This is a genomic window from bacterium (genome assembly GCA_019912885.1).
Taxonomy (GTDB): Bacteria; Lernaellota; Lernaellaia; order JACKCT01; family JACKCT01; genus JAIOHV01.
Genome location: JAIOHV010000220.1, coordinates 1 through 18,617 on the forward strand (window position 1 = coordinate 1; position 18,617 = coordinate 18,617).

Genomic DNA, 18,617 nt, shown 5'->3' on the forward strand with positions numbered 1-18,617 from the left:
CTTTTTGAAGGAGATATATATTGCGTACTGGGATTCGGTCAACGTAGTGTGGGATTTGGAATTGGTGGATATTCCATTCATGCTGGACCCGAGCGAGCTATTCGTAACATCCGATGGGAAAAACCGTTTTCTCATGTACGATGATGTCGGCATTCACGAGATTACCGGAGGCGACGGAGTATGGACCGAAGAGCTGATTTACGAAGGCGACGTCGGCGACCCGCATTTGGCGCTCGATAAAAACGATGACAGTCACGTAATATTTCATAGCGACGGTGTTAATTACGGCGTAAAATCGAATGGAACCTGGTTAACCGTCCCAATACAGAACTATTCATCGTACATCGCGATTGGCTGGGATGTCGTCGAAAACGCCGCTATTGTTTATTCCGGATGTTTGCAAAGGAGCACCATCAGCGCCATCGACAATATCACATATGAAAGTGCGGTATGTGACTTAAGCAACGTCGGGTCTACCAGTGACAGCTTTTTGAAAATCGACGGTGATGGCAACAAGAATTATCTGATACATGGAATATTCTATAAGTCCGCATTGGATTGATATATTTCGCTGTCGCAAAGGAGGATGAGGCATGAAATCGTCAACGCCAGCGCTGGTGATCTTGATTTGTTTCGCTCTTATCGCGGATACCGCTTATGCCCAAGTTCCAGCGGACTCGGCGCCGCCGGCGGACTGGTCGAATATCGCTCCGAACGTCGGTCGCGACGACATTTGAATATAGGGGACAGTCACCTATTTATTGGGCCCCGCCTTCGGTCTTCCGATGGGCAGCGGGCGTAGTCGGCGGTTGAGGGTGGATTCGAGTTTGGAGAGCAGGGAATCGGACGCGACGGGGCGTCCGGTATGTGTGCTCAGGCGCATCTTCGCGATGAGTTCGGGGTCGTCGTGTTCGGTCAGCCACGCCTTCCAGTCGCTACCGGCGGATCGGCGCGCCCATTCGTCGAAGTCAAGCACGTGGCGCGCATCCTCGCCTTCGCAATGCGCGTTCGCGCTCGACCACGGATACGTCCACGGGACGCGCGTCATCCTCGCGCGGAGGGAACTGCGTTCCACGTAACGCCGTGCTCGCTGCGCATGTTTGCATTCGATTGCGTACGGGAAAAATCGTCTCCGCGTTTCTGACAGGATACAGAGCCGCTGACGCTTTGCGCCGACCGTTCGCCGGTCACCGCTCGCGGGTCGCCCGCGGCCGCGAAATGGGCGCGGGCACGGGCGAGGATGCGGGCACGGGCACGGGCGAGGGCAAGGATTTGCCGCGCTTAAACGCGCCGATCGTTCCCTTTGCAATCCCCTTGCGTTATGTCATTATTCGTTGACACCTTGAAGAGCGGGCGCTAACGTGCGCAGGTTCTGAAAAGGTGCCAATTTCGCTGGAGAAAATCCGTTCGGAGGTAGATTCATGGCCGAGGCCGACAAGGCGCAAGACAAGCTGGGCGAGCTTCTCGTTCAGGAAGACCTGATCAGTCCGGAGCAGCTCGAAACCGCTCTGGCCGAACAGAAGGTTTCCGGCGGGCGCCTTTCCTATCACCTTTCCCGCCTGGGGTACCTCGAGGAGTCCGAGCTGGCCGACATCCTGTCGCGCCAGTACGGCGTTCCCTCGATCAACCTGTCGGAGTTCGCGATCGACGCGGATGTCATCCGCCTCGTGCCGCGCGAAATCGCCGACAAGTACAAGCTCATCCCGATCAGCCGCGCGGACAATTCGCTCATCGTGGCGATGGTCGATCCGTCGAACATCCTGGCGATCGACGACATCAAATTCCTGACCGGCTATTCGGTCGAGGCGGTCGTCGCGACGGAAGACTCGATCATGCAGGCGATCGAGAAGTACTACGATACGCACGACACCGATCTCGAGGGCGCGCTTGAGAGCATGGATTGGGAGGACGAGGACCTCGAAATCATCGAGGCCGAGGACAACGTCAACGTCAAGGAACTGCAGCACCAGTCCGAGGACGCCCCCGTCGTCAAGCTCGTGAACCTCATTTTGTCCGACGCGATCAAGAAGGGCGCCTCCGACATCCACGTCGAGCCTTACGAGAAGAGCTTCCGCGTGCGTTACCGGATCGACGGCGTGCTCCACAAGGTCATGGACCCGCCGCGCAAGCTCCAGCACGCGATCACGAGCCGCCTGAAGATCATGGCCGATCTCGATATCGCCGAGCGCCGCCTGCCGCAAGACGGCCGCATCCGCCTGAAGACGGCCAAGGGCAAGGAGATGGACTTCCGCGTCAGTACGCTGCCGACGATCTACGGCGAGAAGGTCGTGCTGCGGCTTCTCGACAAGGATTCGTTGCAGCTCGACATGACCAAGCTCGGATTCGAGGAATTCCCCCTCAAGCAATTCAAGGAGGCGATCCACAAGCCGTTCGGCATGGTGCTCGTCACCGGCCCGACGGGTTCAGGCAAGACGACGACGCTCTACTCCGCGCTCACGGAGCTGAACTCCATCACGGAGAACATCTCCACCGCGGAGGATCCGGTCGAATACACGCTCAAGGGCATCAATCAGGTGCAGATGCACGAGGCGATCGGACTGAATTTCGCCGCGTCGCTGCGATCGTTTTTGCGCCAGGATCCGGACATCATCATGGTCGGCGAGATCCGCGACTTCGAAACCGCGGAAATCGCGGTGAAGGCCGCGCTCACGGGCCACATGGTGCTCTCGACGCTGCACACGAACGACGCGCCAAGCTCGGTCACGCGCCTTCTCAACATGGGCATCGAGCCGTTTCTCGTCACCGCGTCGCTGCAGCTCATTGCCGCGCAGCGCCTGGTGCGCAAGATCTGCCAGAACTGCAAGGAGCCGATCGATATTCCGCCGCAGGTGCTGAAAGAAATCGGCGTCAAGGAAGAAGAGGCCGAGACGGCGACGATTTACCACGGCGCCGGTTGCATGAAGTGCAGCAAGACCGGCTACCGCGGGCGCATCGCCGTCTACGAGGTGCTTCCGATGCACGAGGAGATCAAGGAGTTCGTGCTCAACGGCGCGTCCACGACGGAAATCAAGCGCGAGGCCATCCGCCTCGGCATGAAGACCATGCGTCAGACGGGCATCTCGAAACTTCTGAACGGCGAGACCACCGTTGACGAAATCGTACGCGTGACCGGTGCGGACTAAATGAATCGGCGCGTGCGGCGAACGCACGTGAAACCATTTTCGCGCGCCGGTTTCGGCGCACTTCCCGGGCGCGGCGCCGCAGGGCCCGCGTCCGACGAATAAGAGGTCGGCCGTGGTCGATATGCATCAGCTCCTGAAGATCATGATCGAAAAGGGAGCAAGCGATCTGCACGTGACGACGGGTTCTCCGCCGCAGTTCCGCATCGACGGGCGCCTGACGCCTCTCAACATGCCGGCCTTGACCGCCAGCGACACCAAGCGCCTTTGCTACTCGGTGCTCACGGAAATGCAACGGCACGCGTTCGAGGAGACGAACGAGCTTGATCTGTCATTCGGCGTCAAGGGACTTTCGCGTTTTCGCGCCAACGTGTTCCGGCAGCGCGGCGCGGTCGCCGGCGCGTTTCGCGTCATTCCGTTCAAGACTTTCAGCTTTCAGGAGCTGGGGCTGCCGGCGATCGTCAACGACCTGTCGAACAAGCCCGCGGGCCTGGTGCTCGTCACCGGCCCGACCGGTTGCGGCAAGTCGACGACGCTGACCTCCATCATCGACCGGATCAACGGCGCGCAGAACCACCACATCGTCACGATCGAGGACCCGATCGAGTACCTGCACGCGCACAAGGGGTGCCTTGTCAATCAACGCGAGATCAACTCGGATACCAAGTCGTTCAAGATCGCGCTCAAGTACGTGCTCCGTCAGGATCCGGACATCGTTCTGATCGGCGAACTTCGCGACCTGGAGACGATCGAGGCGGCGCTGAACATCGCGGAGACCGGGCATCTTACGTTCGCCACGCTGCACACCTCGACGGCGGTGCAGACGATCAACCGCATCATCGACGTGTTTCCGCCGCATCAGCAGCCACAGGTGCGCGCGCAGCTTTCGTTCGTGCTCGAGGGCGTGGTCTGCCAGAAGCTCATTCCGCGTGCCAGCGGCATCGGCCGCGTGCTGTCCGCGGAGGTCATGATCCCGAACGCGGCGATCCGGAGCCTCATTCGCGAGGACAAGGTGCATCAGATCTACTCGCAAATGCAGATGGGACAGAGCAAATTCGGCATGCAGACCATGAATCAGTCGCTTGCCTCGCTCTATCAGCGAAACGTGATTACACTGAAAGACGCCTTCGCGCACTCCTCGGACCCCGAGGAACTCCAGTCGATGCTGGAGGGCAAGATGGCGGCCGGCGGACGGAAATAAAACCAGCGCGGGAGGTGCCAGGTGCCAGTCTACAAATGGGAAGGCCGAAATCGAGCGGGCGCCGTTCAAAAGGGCGAGATGGATGCGCCGACCGAGGAAGCCGTCATCGCGAGGCTCCGCGCGCAGCAGATCGTCGCCAACAAGGTGAAGCCCCGCGGCAAGGGCACCGACCTCATGCATATCGAGCTCTTCAAGCAGAAGGTCAAGGAGCAGGAGATCGTCGTCTTCACCCGCCAGTTCGCGACGATGATCGACGCCGGCCTTCCGCTGGTCCAGTGCCTGGAGATTCTCGTCAACCAGCAGGTCAACAAGACGTTCGCGGACGTGCTCAATGCGGTGAAAAACGACGTCGAGGCCGGCTCCACCTTCGCCAAGGCGCTCGCCAAGCATCCCAAGATCTTTGACCAGCTTTTCGTGGCGCTCGTCGCCGCGGGCGAGGTCGGCGGTATTCTCGACACCATCATGAACCGCCTTGGCGCGTACATCGAAAAGGCGATGAAGCTCAAAAAGAAGGTGAAGGGCGCGATGGTCTACCCCGCCGCGGTACTCTCCATTACCTTCCTCGTGGTGCTGATCCTGCTCATTTTCGTCATTCCGACGTTCCAGAAGATGTTCGCGGATTTCGGCGGGCAGCTCCCCGCGCTCACGCAGGTCATCGTCGACATTTCGGCCATCATCCGCGGGTACTGGTGGATCATCTTCCCCGGCATCGTCGGCTTCATCGTCGGCATGCGCACGCTCATGGCGACGGAGAAGGGGACCATCGTCAAGGACGATCTTCTCTTGAAGGTTCCGATCTTCGGCGAGCTCATCCGCAAGGTGGCGGTCGCCAAGTTCACGCGGACCCTCGGTACGATGATCACCTCCGGCGTGCCGATCCTCGACGGCCTGGACATCGTCGCGAAGACGTCCGGCAACAAGACGATCGAACGCGCGATCCTGAAAACCAAGGCGCGCATCGCCGAGGGAAAAACGATCGCCGAGCCGCTCATGGAGTCGGGCGTGTTTCCGCCGATGGTCTGCCAGATGATCACCGTCGGAGAGTCCACCGGCGCGCTCGACGTCATGCTCGCGAAGATCGCCGACTTCTACGAAGACGAAGTCGACATGACGGTCAACGCGCTCACCACGCTGCTCGAGCCGCTCATGATGGTGTTTCTCGGCGGAACGGTCGGATTCCTGCTCGTGTGCATGTATCTGCCGATCTTCAAGTTCGTGCAGGTGATCGGATAATCGGACAGCGCGCGGCGCGGCTGCGCGCGATAGCGAAGAAAACGCTGATCCGCCGCCGCGGCCCTAAAGCCGCGGCGTCGTTTTTGGGGCACGGACAAAAGCGGTGACGACGGAAGTCAGATCACAGACGGCGTTTGAAGCGCCGGAAGCGCCGGTCGGGCGTTTCGCGAACGCGTACGACAACGCCAGCCTGTTGCAGTGGCTTATCTTCCTGCGCGTCGTCGTCGCGACGTTCACGCTCGGCACCATCTTCATCATCAATTATCCCGAATACCGCGCGACCTTCTACGCGCTCATCGGTACGCACGTCCTGGCCGCGCTGCTCTCGGCGCTGCTCATTCAGTCGCTGGCTTATTCGAAACCGTTTCTCGTCGCGCAGATCTATTGGGACATCGGCTTCGTGACCGCGCTCGTCATCCTGTCCGGCGGATATTTTTCCGTCTTCTCGTTCATGTACGTGCTTTCGGTCATCTACGCGGCGATCATCCTGGACCGTCGCGGCACCTTCGTATCGGCGGGGATTTCGGTGGCGGCGTTCGCCGGCGTTCTTGTCATGCATCTGACCGGGACTTTCGTCGCGAACATCCTTCCGACCGAGCACGCGCCGACGCCCCTCGAGGTCGTCTACAAACTCGCGATCAACGCCTTCGCGATTCTTGCCGCCGCCGTGCTCTCGAGTTTTCTATCCGAACGCGGCAAGGCGCTCGCCTCCGAACTGCATCACAAGCAGGATGACCTTGTCCGCCTGCGCGCCCGTTTCGAGCACATCGTACGCTCGATTCCCATCGGCCTTCTCGCGCTCGACGACGAGGAGTGCGTCGTGTTCGCGAACGGCCCGACCGCGGACATCCTTCGCCTGGGCGCGGGACCGCTCGAGGGGCGGCGCGTGCGCGACCTCATCCCCGCGCTCGGCGATCGCCCGCTTGCCGATTTCGCGCGGCCGGCCGAGTTGCAGATCGAGTCGAACGACGAACCGGTGTTCGTCGAGCTTTCCTATTCGCCGCTCGGCATCGGAGGGCGCGGCCTGGACATGCGCGGCCTTGTCATCGTGGAAGACCGCACCGCCGTCCGCGCGATGGAAACCGCGGTGAAGCGTTCCGAGCGCATGGCGGCGCTCGGCAAACTCGCGGGCGGCATCGCGCACGAGATCCGAAATCCGCTCGCCAGCCTTTCCGGCTCGATCCAACTGCTCTCGCGCGAGTTGTCGCTGGATGCGTTAAACCGCCAGCTCATGGACATCGTGCTTCGCGAGACCGACCGCGTGAATGCGCTGGTCAGCGACTTTCTCGCCTTCGCGCGGCCGGGAAAAAACAACGAATGCCTCGTTGACGCGCGCATCGTCGGAAACGAGGTTGTCACCATGCTCGCCGGCGAACCGGTGTGCCGCGACGGGCAGGTCAAGGTGCATGCCCTGCTGGACGAGCGCCTGTACGTGCGCGCCGATCCGAACAATTTGCGCCAGGTGCTGTGGAACCTGGCGGTCAATGCCGTGCAGGCGATGCCGGACGGCGGCGTCCTGACGCTGCGAGGCCGCGTGCGCGAGGAGCCGGTCGAGGGATTCGACGCGGACAAGATCGTGGAGCTGACCGTGACCGACACCGGGCTGGGCATCACCGAGGACGTCATGAGCGCGATCTTCGATCCGTTTTTCAGCACCAAGGATAACGGCACGGGCCTGGGCCTCACGATGTGCCACAACATCGTCGAGATGTATAAGGGGCGCGTTCTCGTCGACAGCCGGCCGGAGCGGGGCTCGCGTTTCACCGTTCAGTTGCCCGCCGCGCCGCGCGCCGGCGCGATCCGCCGGGAGGAATGACCCATGTCGAAGCCGCGCCTTCTGGTGGTCGACGACGAGCTTTCCATGCGGGAGTTCCTGCAGATCCTGTTCGTCAAGGAGGGCTTTGACGTCGTCGCCGCGGAGTCCGGTATCGCCGCCGTCAAGAAGCTCGCCGACGAGTCGTTCGACGTCGTGCTGACCGACCTCAAGATGCCCGGCATGTCCGGCATTGAGGTGCTGCGTTCGGCCAAGGAGCGCAATCCCGATGTCGCCGTCATCATGATCACGGCGTACGCCAGCCCCGAATCGGTGAACGAGGCGCTCGATCTGGGCGCGACGGACTACGTCAACAAGCCGTTTCGCGTGGACGATCTCAAGCACGTCGTCTCCGGCGCGCTCAACAAGCAACAGCTCGTTCGCGAAAATATCCGCCTGAAAGCCGAACTCGGCAGCCGCTACGGCTACGCCAACATCTTCGGCGCGCACCAGTCGATGCGCGAGGTGTACGAGATGATCAAGCGCGTTTCCACGACGCGCAGCAACATCCTCATCCTCGGCGAGACGGGCACGGGCAAGGAGCTTGTCGCCAAGGCGATCCACTTCAACAGTCCGCGATCGCCCGAACCGTTTGTTGTCGTGAATTGCGGCGCAATCCCCGAAACCCTGTGGGAGAGCGAGCTGTTCGGGCACAAACGCGGATCGTTTACCGGTGCGATCGCCGACAAGCGCGGATTGTTTCAATCCGCGCACAAGGGCACGCTCTTTCTCGACGAGGTCGGCGAGATGCCGGGCCCGATTCAGGTGAAATTGCTGCGCGCGATTCAGGAACGCACCGTGATGCCCGTCGGTGCCATGGCCCCGGAAGCCGTGGACGTGCGTATCATCGCGGCGACGAATCGCGTTCTCGAAAAGGAGGTCGAACAGGGGCAATTCCGCCAGGATCTCTACTATCGCCTCAACGTCATCGCCATCAACATTCCGCCGTTGCGCGATCGCGCGTCGGACATTCCGATGCTGGCGAACTACTTTCTCGAAAAGTTCGCGACCGAGTCCGGCAAGGACGTGCGCAAGATTTCCGAAGAGGCCATGTCGATCCTGAAGGTCTACGACTACCCCGGCAACGTGCGCGAGCTTGAAAATATCATGGAACGGGCCGTCACTCTGACACGGACCAACATCATATTGCCGGATTACCTCCCCCCGCGGATTCGCGCGCACTCCGCAAGCGGCGGCGGCGCGAGCGCCAACCTGTTGAACGTCCCGCCCGACGGGCTCGACCTCGACGCGCGCCTGGCCGACATCGAGCGCCTGCTGCTCACGCAGGCTCTCGAACACGCGGGCGGCGTCAAGACACGCGCCGCGCAGATGCTGCGCGTCACCTTCCGTTCGCTTCGCTACCGCCTGCAAAAACTCGGCATGGACGACGAGAGCGAGACGGCCGACGACAGCGAAGAAGCGGCCGCCTTGGCGCCGGACGATGACGGCGAAGCCTCCGCGTAGGTCCGGTCTCGAGGCCGCGGGCGACGCGGGCGCCCGCATCCTCCGGGCCGTTCGCGAAATTCCGCCAGGGCTCGTCGCGACGTACGGCGACATCGCACGGCGGGCGGGTCTGCCGCGCGGCGCCCGCATGGTCGGCCGTGTGCTCGCGCGGCTCCCGCGCGATACGGACGTCCCCTGGCATCGCGTGGTTCTCGCCGGGGGACGCTTGCCCGCCTTTGCCGATCCGGACGGGTGCCGCGAACACCAGCGGCGCCTCGCGGCCGAGGGCCTCGTCGTCGTGGACGGGCGGATCGCCGATCCGCCCCATGCCTTTCGCGAAGACGATCCTCGAATCTGGGATGAATGGGGACTGCGCCCGGCCGCGCCGGGCCGCGGTGCGGTCAAGCCGGCGTCGGACCGCGCGCAAGGGCCAGAATCGCGCGGTAGCGGCTCTCGCCGTCGTCCTCGAAATACTCGAACCTGAGCCCGTAGCCCGGCACGCGCCCCTGCGTCGTTGCCGACTCCGGCGAGACGACGTGCGCCACCTGCGCCATCGCGCGGATCTCCCCGGCACCGTTGTTCGTGCGCAATCGAATGGGCAACAGTTCGCCGAGCAGCGGGGGATTCTCGCTCACGACAAACATGCCGCCGTCGCCGATGTTTTGGGTGAACTCCTCGACAAGACGAACGCCGTCGCCCACCAGCGCCGCGAGATGCACCTCGTGACGGACAAGGCCAAGGCGATGATCGGTGAACCGCTCGGCGATCGACAACGCGTAATTTTTCAGGTGGTGCACACCCTCGGCGATCGCGACGCCCATTTCCATCGGCTCGTGCGGGGGAATGCGCGGCTCGATGCGGCGCGCGCGTCGCACGACGCCCGTCGCGGCCGTCCATCCGCGATCGGGAATATCGATACGCAGGTTGATCGCCGTCTCTTTGGGATACGCCTTACGCGCGAGAATGCGTATGCCTTCATGGGAAACATCGGCGGCAAAACCGATATGGTCCGTGTTGCCGTTGCCGAAATAGACGCGCGCATGCGCGGGGACACGCGGAGATTTTCGCCTTTCCTCGAGCACGGATCCCTCCCGAAACCGGTGTCTGGCGACGCGCTTGCCGATATTATATGGTCACCGGCGGAGAGCAAGATAATTCATGCGAAGAGCCACACGTTTTGTAACTATTGGAATCATCGTCGCTTTTATCCAACCCGTCCTGGCCGGGGATACGCATACGCTGGCGTCGGGTCCCCGCCCGGTCGCGGAATTTTTGCGCGAGGTCGCGCGGATCACCGGCAAGAATATCGTCTTCGACCCCAGGATTTCCGGCGAGATCGACCTTGTCGCCACGCGACCGATGACGGCCCCGGAAATCTGGCGCGTCGCGGTCAGCGCGCTCGACCTGAACGGCTACGCGCTCATCGAGCACGGCGCCGTTGTGCGCGTCGTGCCGCGATCGGAAGCGGCGACGCATGGCGGCCCCGTGCATGCGCCTCCATCCCCTCGCGCCGAGCCGTCCGACGAGATCGTCGCGGAGGTTTTCGAGTTGGCGCATATCGACGCGGCCCGCGCGACGCAGGCGGTGTCCGCGCTCGTCGGAAACGAGGGGCGCGTTGTCGCGGCGCCGGGCGGGAAGCGAATTGTCGTCGTCGATCGGCAGGCGAACGTTGAGCGCGTCCGCCGGATCATCGAGCGCGTCGATCGCGCGTCCGGGGAATCCGCGATAGTGGCGGTCCATCTCGAGCACGCCGATGCCGCGCGCGTCGCCGCGATCCTGACCGAGTTGTTCGCCAGGTCGGGCTCGCTTGCCGGCGGCGGATGCGACTGCAAGTTTACGCACGAGCCGCGTTCGAATTCCGTTATCGTTCGCGCACACGCGCTCGAAACGGAAGCGGCGAAACGGCTTGCCGAGTCGCTGGACCACACCGACGCGGCCGTGCGCATCGAGCGATTGTCGAACCTTTCGGCCGACGAGGCACGGAACTTGTTGCAGTCCATGGCCTACGGCGGGGGCGCGGCGGTCGCGCCGAACGTCTCGCCCGCGCCGTGACGCCGTATAAGCGTCGTGAGCCGCATGACGCGCCAGGCCGCGCTTTGCGGCCGAGGCTCACGCCGCCGCGCATTCGCTGTTTCCGCGCGGACCTGCTTGATGTAAAAGGTCCGCCCATGAAGCGCTGCCTGGCCACCATCCTCGTTTTTGCTTTTTCCGCCGCCGCTGCCGGGGCGCAAGCGCCGCCCGCCGCCGCGCCCGCCGCGACGCCCGTCGATACGCGATCGGCGGTTGGGCTCGTTGTGCGCGCCGAGTCCATTGGAGGCTACGATCCGGCCACGTTCCGGGAATGCGTGCGGCAATCGATCAACAATTCGCATCACCACTACGCGCGGCCGATCGAGCTTGAACCGGGGGAGCCCTTGCACCGATTCGCGCTCGTCGACGCGGGCCGTCGCGCGACCGTCGGCGACGTGATCTCCGTCGAGCTTCGGCGTGGCGCCGCGCAGCCGGTCGTCCTGGTCGAGCACGTCGACGTCGTTCGCAAGACCTCGCGGACAACGTCCTATCCGCTCGACGGGCGTTACGGTCGCGCCTGCGACGCGGCGTTCATCGGGGTGATCCAGCAGCTCTGGCCCGCGCCGAACGCCGAGGCTTCGAAATTTCTCGCCCTCGGCGACGCGGCCCGCGCGCAAAACGACGTCGACACGGCGATCGGGCGTTTCGCCCAGGCGATGGAGGCCGATCCGTCGTCGTGCGTTCCGCCGTGGCGCATCGCGCGCCTGTATCGCGACGCGGGATCGATGCAGGAGGCCGTGGAATGGTATCAGCACGCGATCAGCCGCGCGCGCGTCGATCCCACGATTTATCTCGAGGCCGCCGAAACGGCATCCGCGCTCGGCCACGAGGACGCCGCCGCGGATTACTATCAATTCGCGATCTCGAACGGCATGCGCATCCCGCTTGTTTTCAAGCTGGCCGCGGAGCATCAATTCCGGCGCGGTTTGTACGCGCTCGCGTCGCAGAGTCTCATGGACGCGCTCGAACTCGATCCGAACGACATCACGCACCTGCCGATGCTCGTCGCGTCGCTCGATCGCGAGGATCGATTTGCCGAGGCCGCGGTGTATCAGGAAAGGTTGAACCGCGCGGCGCCAAGTTTCGAGGGCACGGAAAGGCTCGCCCGTTTTTATGAACAGTCCGATAGCTTTGGCGAGGCGATCACGCCGCTTCGCCAGATGGTCGCCGCGGATCCGGATTCGCTGTCGCACCGGCGAAGGCTCGGGCGCGCGCTAGAAAAAAGCGGCCGTCTTCCCGAGGCACTCGACGTCTTTCAGACGATCCGCCAGGCGTCGCCGTACGATGCGGCGGCGCTGCGGGCGATCGGGCGTATCCGCTACCGCGAGAAAAAATACGCCGAGGCGATCGAGGCTTTCGCGGCGGCGCGCGCGCAAAATCCCTACGACACGGACGCAATGCGTCTCGAGGCCATGGCACGCGAGTTTTCCGGCGATGTCGATGGCGCGATGTCGAATTTCGCGGAGGCGCTTCGATTGGACAGCGAGGTTCGCGCGTCCGACGTCGTGCGTTATCTCGCACTCGCGCGCAAGCACGATCGCGTCGATACGGCGATCGCCGAACTCGATTCCATCGCCCGCGTGCATGACGCCGACGGCCGCCGCGTCATCGCCATGGCGGTCGTCGATCGCCTGGCGCAGGACGGCCGCGCCGGCGAGGCGGCCGCTTATCTCGAACGCCGCATTGACAATCTCGGCCGCTCTCCGGCGCCGTTCATCGCGCTCGGCGACCTGTTACTTCGCCAGGGCGACTTGGAGCGCGCCTACGACACCTATGTGCGGGCCGCGATCATTTTCTCCGACGCCCAGCTCCCGCTCTACGGCGCGTCCAAAATGCACGCGGCGGGTCATTTCGACAAGGCGCTTTCGCTCTACAATTATTCGATCGGCCGCGAACCGAACAACGTCCTCACCTTGCTGTCGCTTGTCGAGGTCATCATCCTTTCGGGCGGCAACCTCGATCTGGCGAACGTCTACATCAACAACGCGGACGCCCTGCCCAAATCGCCGGCGCAGTCGACGCAATTGCGTTTTCTGATGGTGATGTGGGGATACGCGACCGGCCGCGACGATTTCGCCCGCGTGCAGGCGGCGTGGCTCGCCGGTGAATATGAGAAGCGGCCGATCCGCCTGGAGATGCCGCACTGGCCCGCATGGATCGACGCGAACCTCACCGGCGCCGGGCATGCGCTCGCGCGTGATCTTCATGCCTTCCTGGGAGGAGGGCTGCCGATCGACGAATTCAAGTCACGGCACGGTTTGTAAGCGACGCCGCGGGATTTCGGCATTTTGTAGCCGCCCCCATCGCGCGCGAAATAGCGCGGCCTACGATGGTCCGGGGCGCAAAGGAGATGCCGATGACGGCCGCTACCGAAAAATCAACCCTGGTCCTGTCCATCATCCTCGCGTTCCTCGCGGCGGCGATTGTCGCGGGAATTGCCTGCGGCGATGACGATGACGACGACGACGAGCGGGATGATGACGAGGACGACATTCCCGGCGAGCAGGATGAGTTCGACGGCGACGACGATGACGATGACGACGATGGCGCCGGTGCGGATGACGACGCCGGGGCGGATGACGATACGGGCGAGGACGACATCATCGTCGACGTGTCCATCGATAGCTTCACGATGAGCCCGCCCGGCGCCACGATTCCCGAGGGCGGCACCGTGCGCTGGACCAACAACGACGCGACGGACCACACGGTCACCAGCGGCGCGCGCGGCGCCGGCGATGCCGGCGCGCTTTTCGATTCCGGATCGATTCCGCCAGGCGGCCAGTACCTCGTCACGTTCACGGCCGCCGGATCGTACGAATACCACTGCTCGATTCACGTCAACATGAACGGCTACACCGTGTTCGTCGATGCGTTGTGACGTATGGCGCGGCGCTACGGCGCGTCGCGCGCGTCGATCTCGCGAAGCCACGCGATAAAAGGCGCGAAGACTTCGTGCCGCGCGTTGGGGCCGATGAGCGGCGTCATGTGGCCGTAGCGGCCCCGCGTTCCGTGCGCGAGGCCAAGCCGGATGACGCGCGGTTTCGCCCGCGCGGCCGCGTCGGCGATCGCGAGCGCCCTCGCGGGCGGCACCGTGGGGTCGTCATCGCCGGCGATCACGCATACCGGAACGCGAATTCGCGCCGCGTCGAATTCGGCGGCGCCGTTTGCAAGAAACAGCGTGTCGGGCACCGGTTCGCGCAGATTGATCGTCGATCGGATGTGATCCTCGCCCGACAGATTTTCGTGCGCATGCCACCGGCTCGATCGCCCTGTCCACGCATAAACGGGCGCCATCGCGCGCTCGAACCAGAACGCGAACCTCTTGCGCAGATAATCGATGCGCGGATCAGGGGTGCGGCCCGTGCCCGGGGGCGGCGGCACGGACGGCGCCGCGATCCCCGTCGCCGACGCCACGCCTTCGGCCCCCTGCGCGAGCGCGTACGCGATCGTACCGCCCATCGAATGGCCGACAATATGCACCGCGCGCGCCCCGGTCACCTCGCGGATTTTCGCGATCGCCGCGGGTATATCGCGCACGACGTAATCCTCGAGGGTCCAGTTGAACTCGCGCGCGCGCCCGTAGCGCATGGGCTCGGATTCGCCCGCATGACGCAGATCGACCGAGAAGGACGCAAAGCCGGCGGCGGCGAGCTGCCGCGCGAGCGATCGGTCCTCGTCGAAATCGAAAACCATGTGATTGCCGCCCTTGCCATGAATCAGGAGCACGGGACGGCCCGCGCGCGAGGCGCCGGAGGGCGGACGGTATTCGTGGACGGCGATATGCAGGTGCTCCGTGGGGCGCACGGCATGCACGACGTCGGCGCGGCGGTCGATCACCCACGTTCGCCAGGCGAGCCAGGCCAAAAAGCGCAGCAGAACAACCGCGCCCGCGAGGTAAACCGCGATTCGAAGGAGGGTGAGGATCACATCCCGCCCACGGGCGAGTTCATTGCGATTTCGAGGCGGACGACTTGCGCTGCCGCGCGCGCCGGATGATGTCAGCCACGTCTTTCACCTGCACGGGCTTGGCGAGCACGTCGTCCGCGCCGAGCTCGCGAAACCGGTCGGCGTTGGCCGGATCGACAAACGCGCTGATCACCGCGATATGGGCCGAGCGCGCGGTTTCGAGGGCCCGGACGTTTCGCAAGAATTCCATGCCGTCGGTTTTCGGCATCATGTAGTCGAGGATGATCAGGTCGGGCGTGCTCGAACCCAGGCGCACCAGCGCCTCGAGCCCGTTCCAGCACCAATCCGTGGTGCAGTTTTCACACGCGCGCTCGACGATCTGCTTGAGCAGTTCGGCGTCAACCTCGTTGTCCTCGACGATCAGGACGGAAATCGGCTCAGTGGGTGCCATCACGCTTTCAATCCTTTTTCGCGCATGGAGCGCCGCTTGATTTCTATCAGTTTCAATTCGCGCGCGGCCTCGTCATTCATGGGATTCAGGCGATGCGCGGCTTTGAAGTGCGTCTCCGCGAGCCCCAGCATGTTTTCCGATTTCAGGATCTGTCCCAGATATAAGTGAGCCAAGTCGTTGTGGTCGTCAAGCGTGATCGCGCGCTTGAGCATCTCCTTGGCGCGCGCGGACACGTCGAGTCCCGACTGCGGCGAACCCACCTGGATCGCGTAGGCCAGCATCACGAGCGTCTCCGACGATTCCGGATTTTCCGCGACGGCCGCTTCGAGCATCGGGATCGCGCGTAACCAATCGCGCGCGGCATAAGCCTCGCGCGCCTCGCGGAGGCGTCCATCAAACGCGTCCCGAACCCGCGCCGCCGCCTTCGGCCGCGGCTCGGGAGCGGTCGCCTTGGGTTCCGGGCGCGCGGTTTCGGTCTCGAAGGTCATGGCCTTGCCAACGGCGAGCAAAAACGCGAGGCGGATCACGTCGTCCGCGGTGTCGGGAAATTTTTCCGCGAATTCCACAGGGCGCACGCCGTCGAGCCTCGCCGCCAGCCGCTGTTGTGCGGTAGACAGACCGAGACGTTGCGCAAAATCCGCGAACGCGCCGGTCTTGCGTAGCGGCTGATCGATCTTTCCGTTGCGCTCCAGTGTCTCCCAGGCCGTTTGGGGCTTGAGCACGGTCAGCACGCCCTCGCGTACGAAATCGGCGATGGCGACGTTGAGCGGCGTTTCGTCCAGGTCGCCAAGCGGTTCGACGCGAAATTCGAAATAGCCGTCGAGCCAACCGGGCGTGAACAGGGCGAAGACCTTTTCCATGCGGTGATGCCCGAGCAGGCGCGCCATCTCGTCCTCGTTAAGAACACCGAGCTGCACGAGGATCTCGCCCTGGCGCCGCGAGCTGTTCTTGGCGCGCTCCAGCGTCGCGGCATTTTCCGAGGGCGTGATTTTTCCCTCGCGGACGAGAAAGCGCCCGAAGGAATCCTCACGGATAAAATTCGTGTACACGTTCACGATACGACCGCGTTCGACGGGTATCTTCATCTTCTTGCGGTCCTGCTTGATGCGCAGATTCCCCGTTGCCTGCTCGCCGACGATGGCCAGGAGCGCCTTGGCGGCGTTGACCGGCGTCAGGCGTCCGCGAAACGGCGTCGCGGCGGCCGGCGCGCTTGCGTCGTCGTCGCGCAGCGGTCCCTCGGCCTCCTCCATGAACGAGGTGGGGCGCTCCTCGGACTCCAGCCACCGCGTCACCGCGGAATAGAGCTTCGTCTGATCCAGCGGCAGGGTGATGTAGTCGTCCGCCTCGACGCGTTGATGCACGCCGCTGCCCACCTGCGGCGGCCGGCGATAGGCCATGAGCAGAAAGGGGATCCCCGCGAGGACTTCGTGGCTCTTGAAAAGCCGCGCGAGCTCGGTGCCGCTGATGACGGGTAACGACGCGTTCGCGATGATGAGATCGGGCTTGAACTGCGTTGTGAAAGTGACCGCCTGGCGCGCGTCGTCGCAGGTCTTCGCCGTGTATTTCATCTCCTGCAAAAACACGACGAGCTTTCGGGCCGCTTCCGGCGAACTTTCCACGACAAGTATTTTTTTGGGCACAGGCCGCCTCGGTCTATTTGGATGCCGGTATCTTCTATCGACCGGCGCTCGCGCGGTCAACCCGCATGACGCGCCGCGTCGATGGCCTTACGTTATTTTCGGGCGTTCGGCGCCGATGACTTCGCGAGTCCCGGATCGCGTGTTAGACAAATCGCCAGCCATGTCCAACACGCCAAATTGCAAATCGCCGCGCCGGCGCCGGCGCGTCCTCGCCGCCCTGGGAGTCGTCGCCGCGATCGCCGCGTTTGTCGCGTATTTTGCGGTGGACGCCTATTTTCGCAAACATCCCCGCGTGGGTTTTCATGTCGTTTCCGCGAACTTCAACCGGCTGCCGTCGTCGCTTCGGGCATCCCCGCGCGTTCAGGGCATCGTGTCAAGATACGTTTCCTCATTCACCGACGCGACGGAGCCAAGGGAGGTCGGTCTGATGCGAGAATGGGAACGGGATGGCACTTACATCGTGGTGGCGTTCGGCGATTCGACCACCGCCGCGGTCAACATCTCCGGTTCGCCCTGGTGGCCGGAAATCCTCCAGGCCTTGATGACGCGGGCGCTTGAAAAACCGGTGCGTGTCGTCAATGCGGGCATCCCCGGCACGAGCGTGCGTCAGGGCCTGGAACGCCTTTCGCGCGACGCGCTCTCGCTCGAGCCCGAACTCGTCCTTGTCAGCTTCGGTCTGAACGACGGTCAGGTGATGAATGTCGCGGGCGAGGACATCGTGACCTGGGTGCCGTTTGAGGAATACCGCGAGAGCCTGGCCGAAATGATCGATCGCGTGCGCGGCGCGGGCGCGGACGCGATCCTTTGGACCTTCCCGCGCGTCGGCACCGACTACGCCCGGGAGCGCGGCAGGATCGCGTTCGAGGCGCAGCACGCCGCCTATGCCCGAATGCGTGAAGCGCAACGCGACATCGCACGCGACCGCAACGTGCCGCTAGCCGACGTGCATCGCCGGTTCGAGGAGGCGTCGCTTCCCGATGTGTACGTCGATGCGGATCAATACCACCCCGCGGACACCGCGCAGCCGATCATCGCCAAGGCGATCTTCGATGCCTGGGATCGCGAGATCCGTCCGAAGCTCGCCGAATGGAAAGCGCGTTGACGCGAAGGAGGCCGTCCCCTACAACGGCAGGAACCTCGAATCGACAAGAAGGCGGGCGCCCGCGCGGCGCGATCGAGCCATGATCCGCATGTACCACGTCACCAAAAACTACGGAAAAGGGTCGCCGGCCCTGTTCGATGTGACGTGCCATATCAAAAAGGGTGAGATGATCTACCTCACCGGTCCCTCCGGCGCGGGGAAGACGACCTTCCTGCGCCTGATCTACGCGGACGAAGTCCCGACGCAGGGGCAGGTACTCATCGGCGGGCGTAATATCGCCAAGCTTCGCGAATCGTCGATTCCTTATCTGCGCCGCAACATCGGGGTCGTCTTCCAGGATTTCAAGCTGCTGGTCGGGCGCACGGTGTTCGACAACGTTGCGTTGACGCTCGAGGTGCTCGGCCTGCCGCGCCGCGAAATCTCCCGCCGCGTGCACGATGCGCTCGGTGCGGTCGGCATGAGCGCCAAGGCCGACGCGCACCCGCGCGAGCTGTCCGGCGGCGAGCAGCAGCGCGCGGCGATCGCGCGCGCGCTCGTCGGCGATCCGACGATCGTTCTTGCCGACGAGCCGACCGGCAACCTCGATCCCGAGCTGGCAGGCGAGATCCTCGAGCTCTT

Annotated in this window: 17 protein-coding genes; 12 read left to right on the forward strand and 5 right to left on the reverse strand. The window is 63.6% G+C overall.

The features are described from left to right. Window positions 1–562: hypothetical protein (locus K8I61_19440; protein ID MBZ0274220.1), on the forward strand; the 562-nt coding region annotated here is incomplete at its 5' end. Window positions 563–754: 192 nt separating this feature from the next. Here K8I61_19440 and K8I61_19445 read toward each other — a convergent pair. After that, entirely contained in the window at window positions 755–1,048 is a 294-nt protein-coding gene (locus K8I61_19445) for a hypothetical protein (GenBank protein ID MBZ0274221.1), read from the reverse strand. A gap of 373 nt (window positions 1,049–1,421) precedes the next feature. Between K8I61_19445 and pilB the strand changes: the two genes are divergently transcribed. The 6 genes from pilB (at window position 1,422) to K8I61_19475 (ending at window position 9,314) form a co-directional block, all read left to right on the forward strand. Continuing rightward, on the forward strand, window positions 1,422–3,143 hold the full coding sequence (pilB, locus tag K8I61_19450) for a type IV-A pilus assembly ATPase PilB (GenBank protein ID MBZ0274222.1): 1,722 nt from the start codon (window positions 1,422–1,424) through the stop codon (window positions 3,141–3,143). A 112-nt stretch (window positions 3,144–3,255) separates the two neighbouring features. Further along, window positions 3,256–4,341, forward strand: coding sequence for a type IV pilus twitching motility protein PilT (locus K8I61_19455; protein MBZ0274223.1), 1,086 nt, complete (start codon window positions 3,256–3,258; stop codon window positions 4,339–4,341). Between the two features lie 21 nt (window positions 4,342–4,362). Next, on the forward strand, window positions 4,363–5,574 hold the full coding sequence (locus K8I61_19460) for a type II secretion system F family protein (GenBank protein ID MBZ0274224.1): 1,212 nt from the start codon (window positions 4,363–4,365) through the stop codon (window positions 5,572–5,574). 103 nt (window positions 5,575–5,677) lie between these two features. Continuing rightward, entirely contained in the window at window positions 5,678–7,390 is a 1,713-nt protein-coding gene (locus tag K8I61_19465) for a hypothetical protein (GenBank protein MBZ0274225.1), read from the forward strand. 3 nt (window positions 7,391–7,393) lie between these two features. Beyond that, window positions 7,394–8,851 (forward strand): sigma-54 dependent transcriptional regulator, encoded by a 1,458-nt coding sequence (locus K8I61_19470; GenBank protein MBZ0274226.1) that lies wholly within the window; start codon window positions 7,394–7,396, stop codon window positions 8,849–8,851. Next, entirely contained in the window at window positions 8,829–9,314 is a 486-nt protein-coding gene (locus K8I61_19475; protein ID MBZ0274227.1) for an MGMT family protein, read from the forward strand. Before K8I61_19470 ends, K8I61_19475 begins: the two co-directional genes overlap by 23 nt. Here the strand turns inward: K8I61_19475 and K8I61_19480 are convergent. Next, on the reverse strand, window positions 9,232–9,912 hold the full coding sequence (locus K8I61_19480; GenBank protein MBZ0274228.1) for a PilZ domain-containing protein: 681 nt from the start codon (window positions 9,910–9,912) through the stop codon (window positions 9,232–9,234). The genes K8I61_19475 and K8I61_19480 overlap by 83 nt on opposite strands. Before the next feature lie 190 nt (window positions 9,913–10,102). Between K8I61_19480 and K8I61_19485 the strand changes: the two genes are divergently transcribed. The 3 genes from K8I61_19485 (at window position 10,103) to K8I61_19495 (ending at window position 13,778) form a co-directional block, all read left to right on the forward strand. Next, window positions 10,103–10,882 (forward strand): hypothetical protein, encoded by a 780-nt coding sequence (locus tag K8I61_19485; protein MBZ0274229.1) that lies wholly within the window; start codon window positions 10,103–10,105, stop codon window positions 10,880–10,882. 116 nt (window positions 10,883–10,998) lie between these two features. Continuing rightward, window positions 10,999–13,164, forward strand: a complete 2,166-nt coding sequence (locus K8I61_19490) for a tetratricopeptide repeat protein (protein MBZ0274230.1) — start codon at window positions 10,999–11,001, stop codon at window positions 13,162–13,164. A 92-nt stretch (window positions 13,165–13,256) separates the two neighbouring features. Next, window positions 13,257–13,778 carry a hypothetical protein gene (locus K8I61_19495; GenBank protein MBZ0274231.1) on the forward strand — a complete coding sequence of 174 codons (522 nt, stop codon included), beginning with the start codon at window positions 13,257–13,259 and terminating at the stop codon, window positions 13,776–13,778. A 14-nt stretch (window positions 13,779–13,792) separates the two neighbouring features. Here the strand turns inward: K8I61_19495 and K8I61_19500 are convergent, their stop codons facing one another. The 3 genes from K8I61_19500 to K8I61_19510 are packed head-to-tail and all read right to left on the reverse strand — an operon-like array spanning window position 13,793 to window position 16,897. After that, complete coding sequence (locus K8I61_19500; GenBank protein MBZ0274232.1) at window positions 13,793–14,827, reverse strand: alpha/beta hydrolase; 1,035 nt, start codon at window positions 14,825–14,827, stop codon at window positions 13,793–13,795. A gap of 19 nt (window positions 14,828–14,846) precedes the next feature. Beyond that, window positions 14,847–15,260 carry a response regulator gene (locus tag K8I61_19505; GenBank protein ID MBZ0274233.1) on the reverse strand — a complete coding sequence of 138 codons (414 nt, stop codon included), beginning with the start codon at window positions 15,258–15,260 and terminating at the stop codon, window positions 14,847–14,849. Continuing rightward, complete coding sequence (locus K8I61_19510; GenBank protein MBZ0274234.1) at window positions 15,257–16,897, reverse strand: response regulator; 1,641 nt, start codon at window positions 16,895–16,897, stop codon at window positions 15,257–15,259. Before K8I61_19510 ends, K8I61_19505 begins: the two co-directional genes overlap by 4 nt. A gap of 160 nt (window positions 16,898–17,057) precedes the next feature. Between K8I61_19510 and K8I61_19515 the strand changes: the two genes are divergently transcribed. Both K8I61_19515 and K8I61_19520 read left to right on the forward strand, forming a co-directional pair. Continuing rightward, window positions 17,058–17,999, forward strand: coding sequence for an SGNH/GDSL hydrolase family protein (locus K8I61_19515; GenBank protein MBZ0274235.1), 942 nt, complete (start codon window positions 17,058–17,060; stop codon window positions 17,997–17,999). Window positions 18,000–18,078: 79 nt separating this feature from the next. Then, on the forward strand, window positions 18,079–18,617 hold a 539-nt coding region (locus K8I61_19520; protein MBZ0274236.1), incomplete at its 3' end, for an ATP-binding cassette domain-containing protein.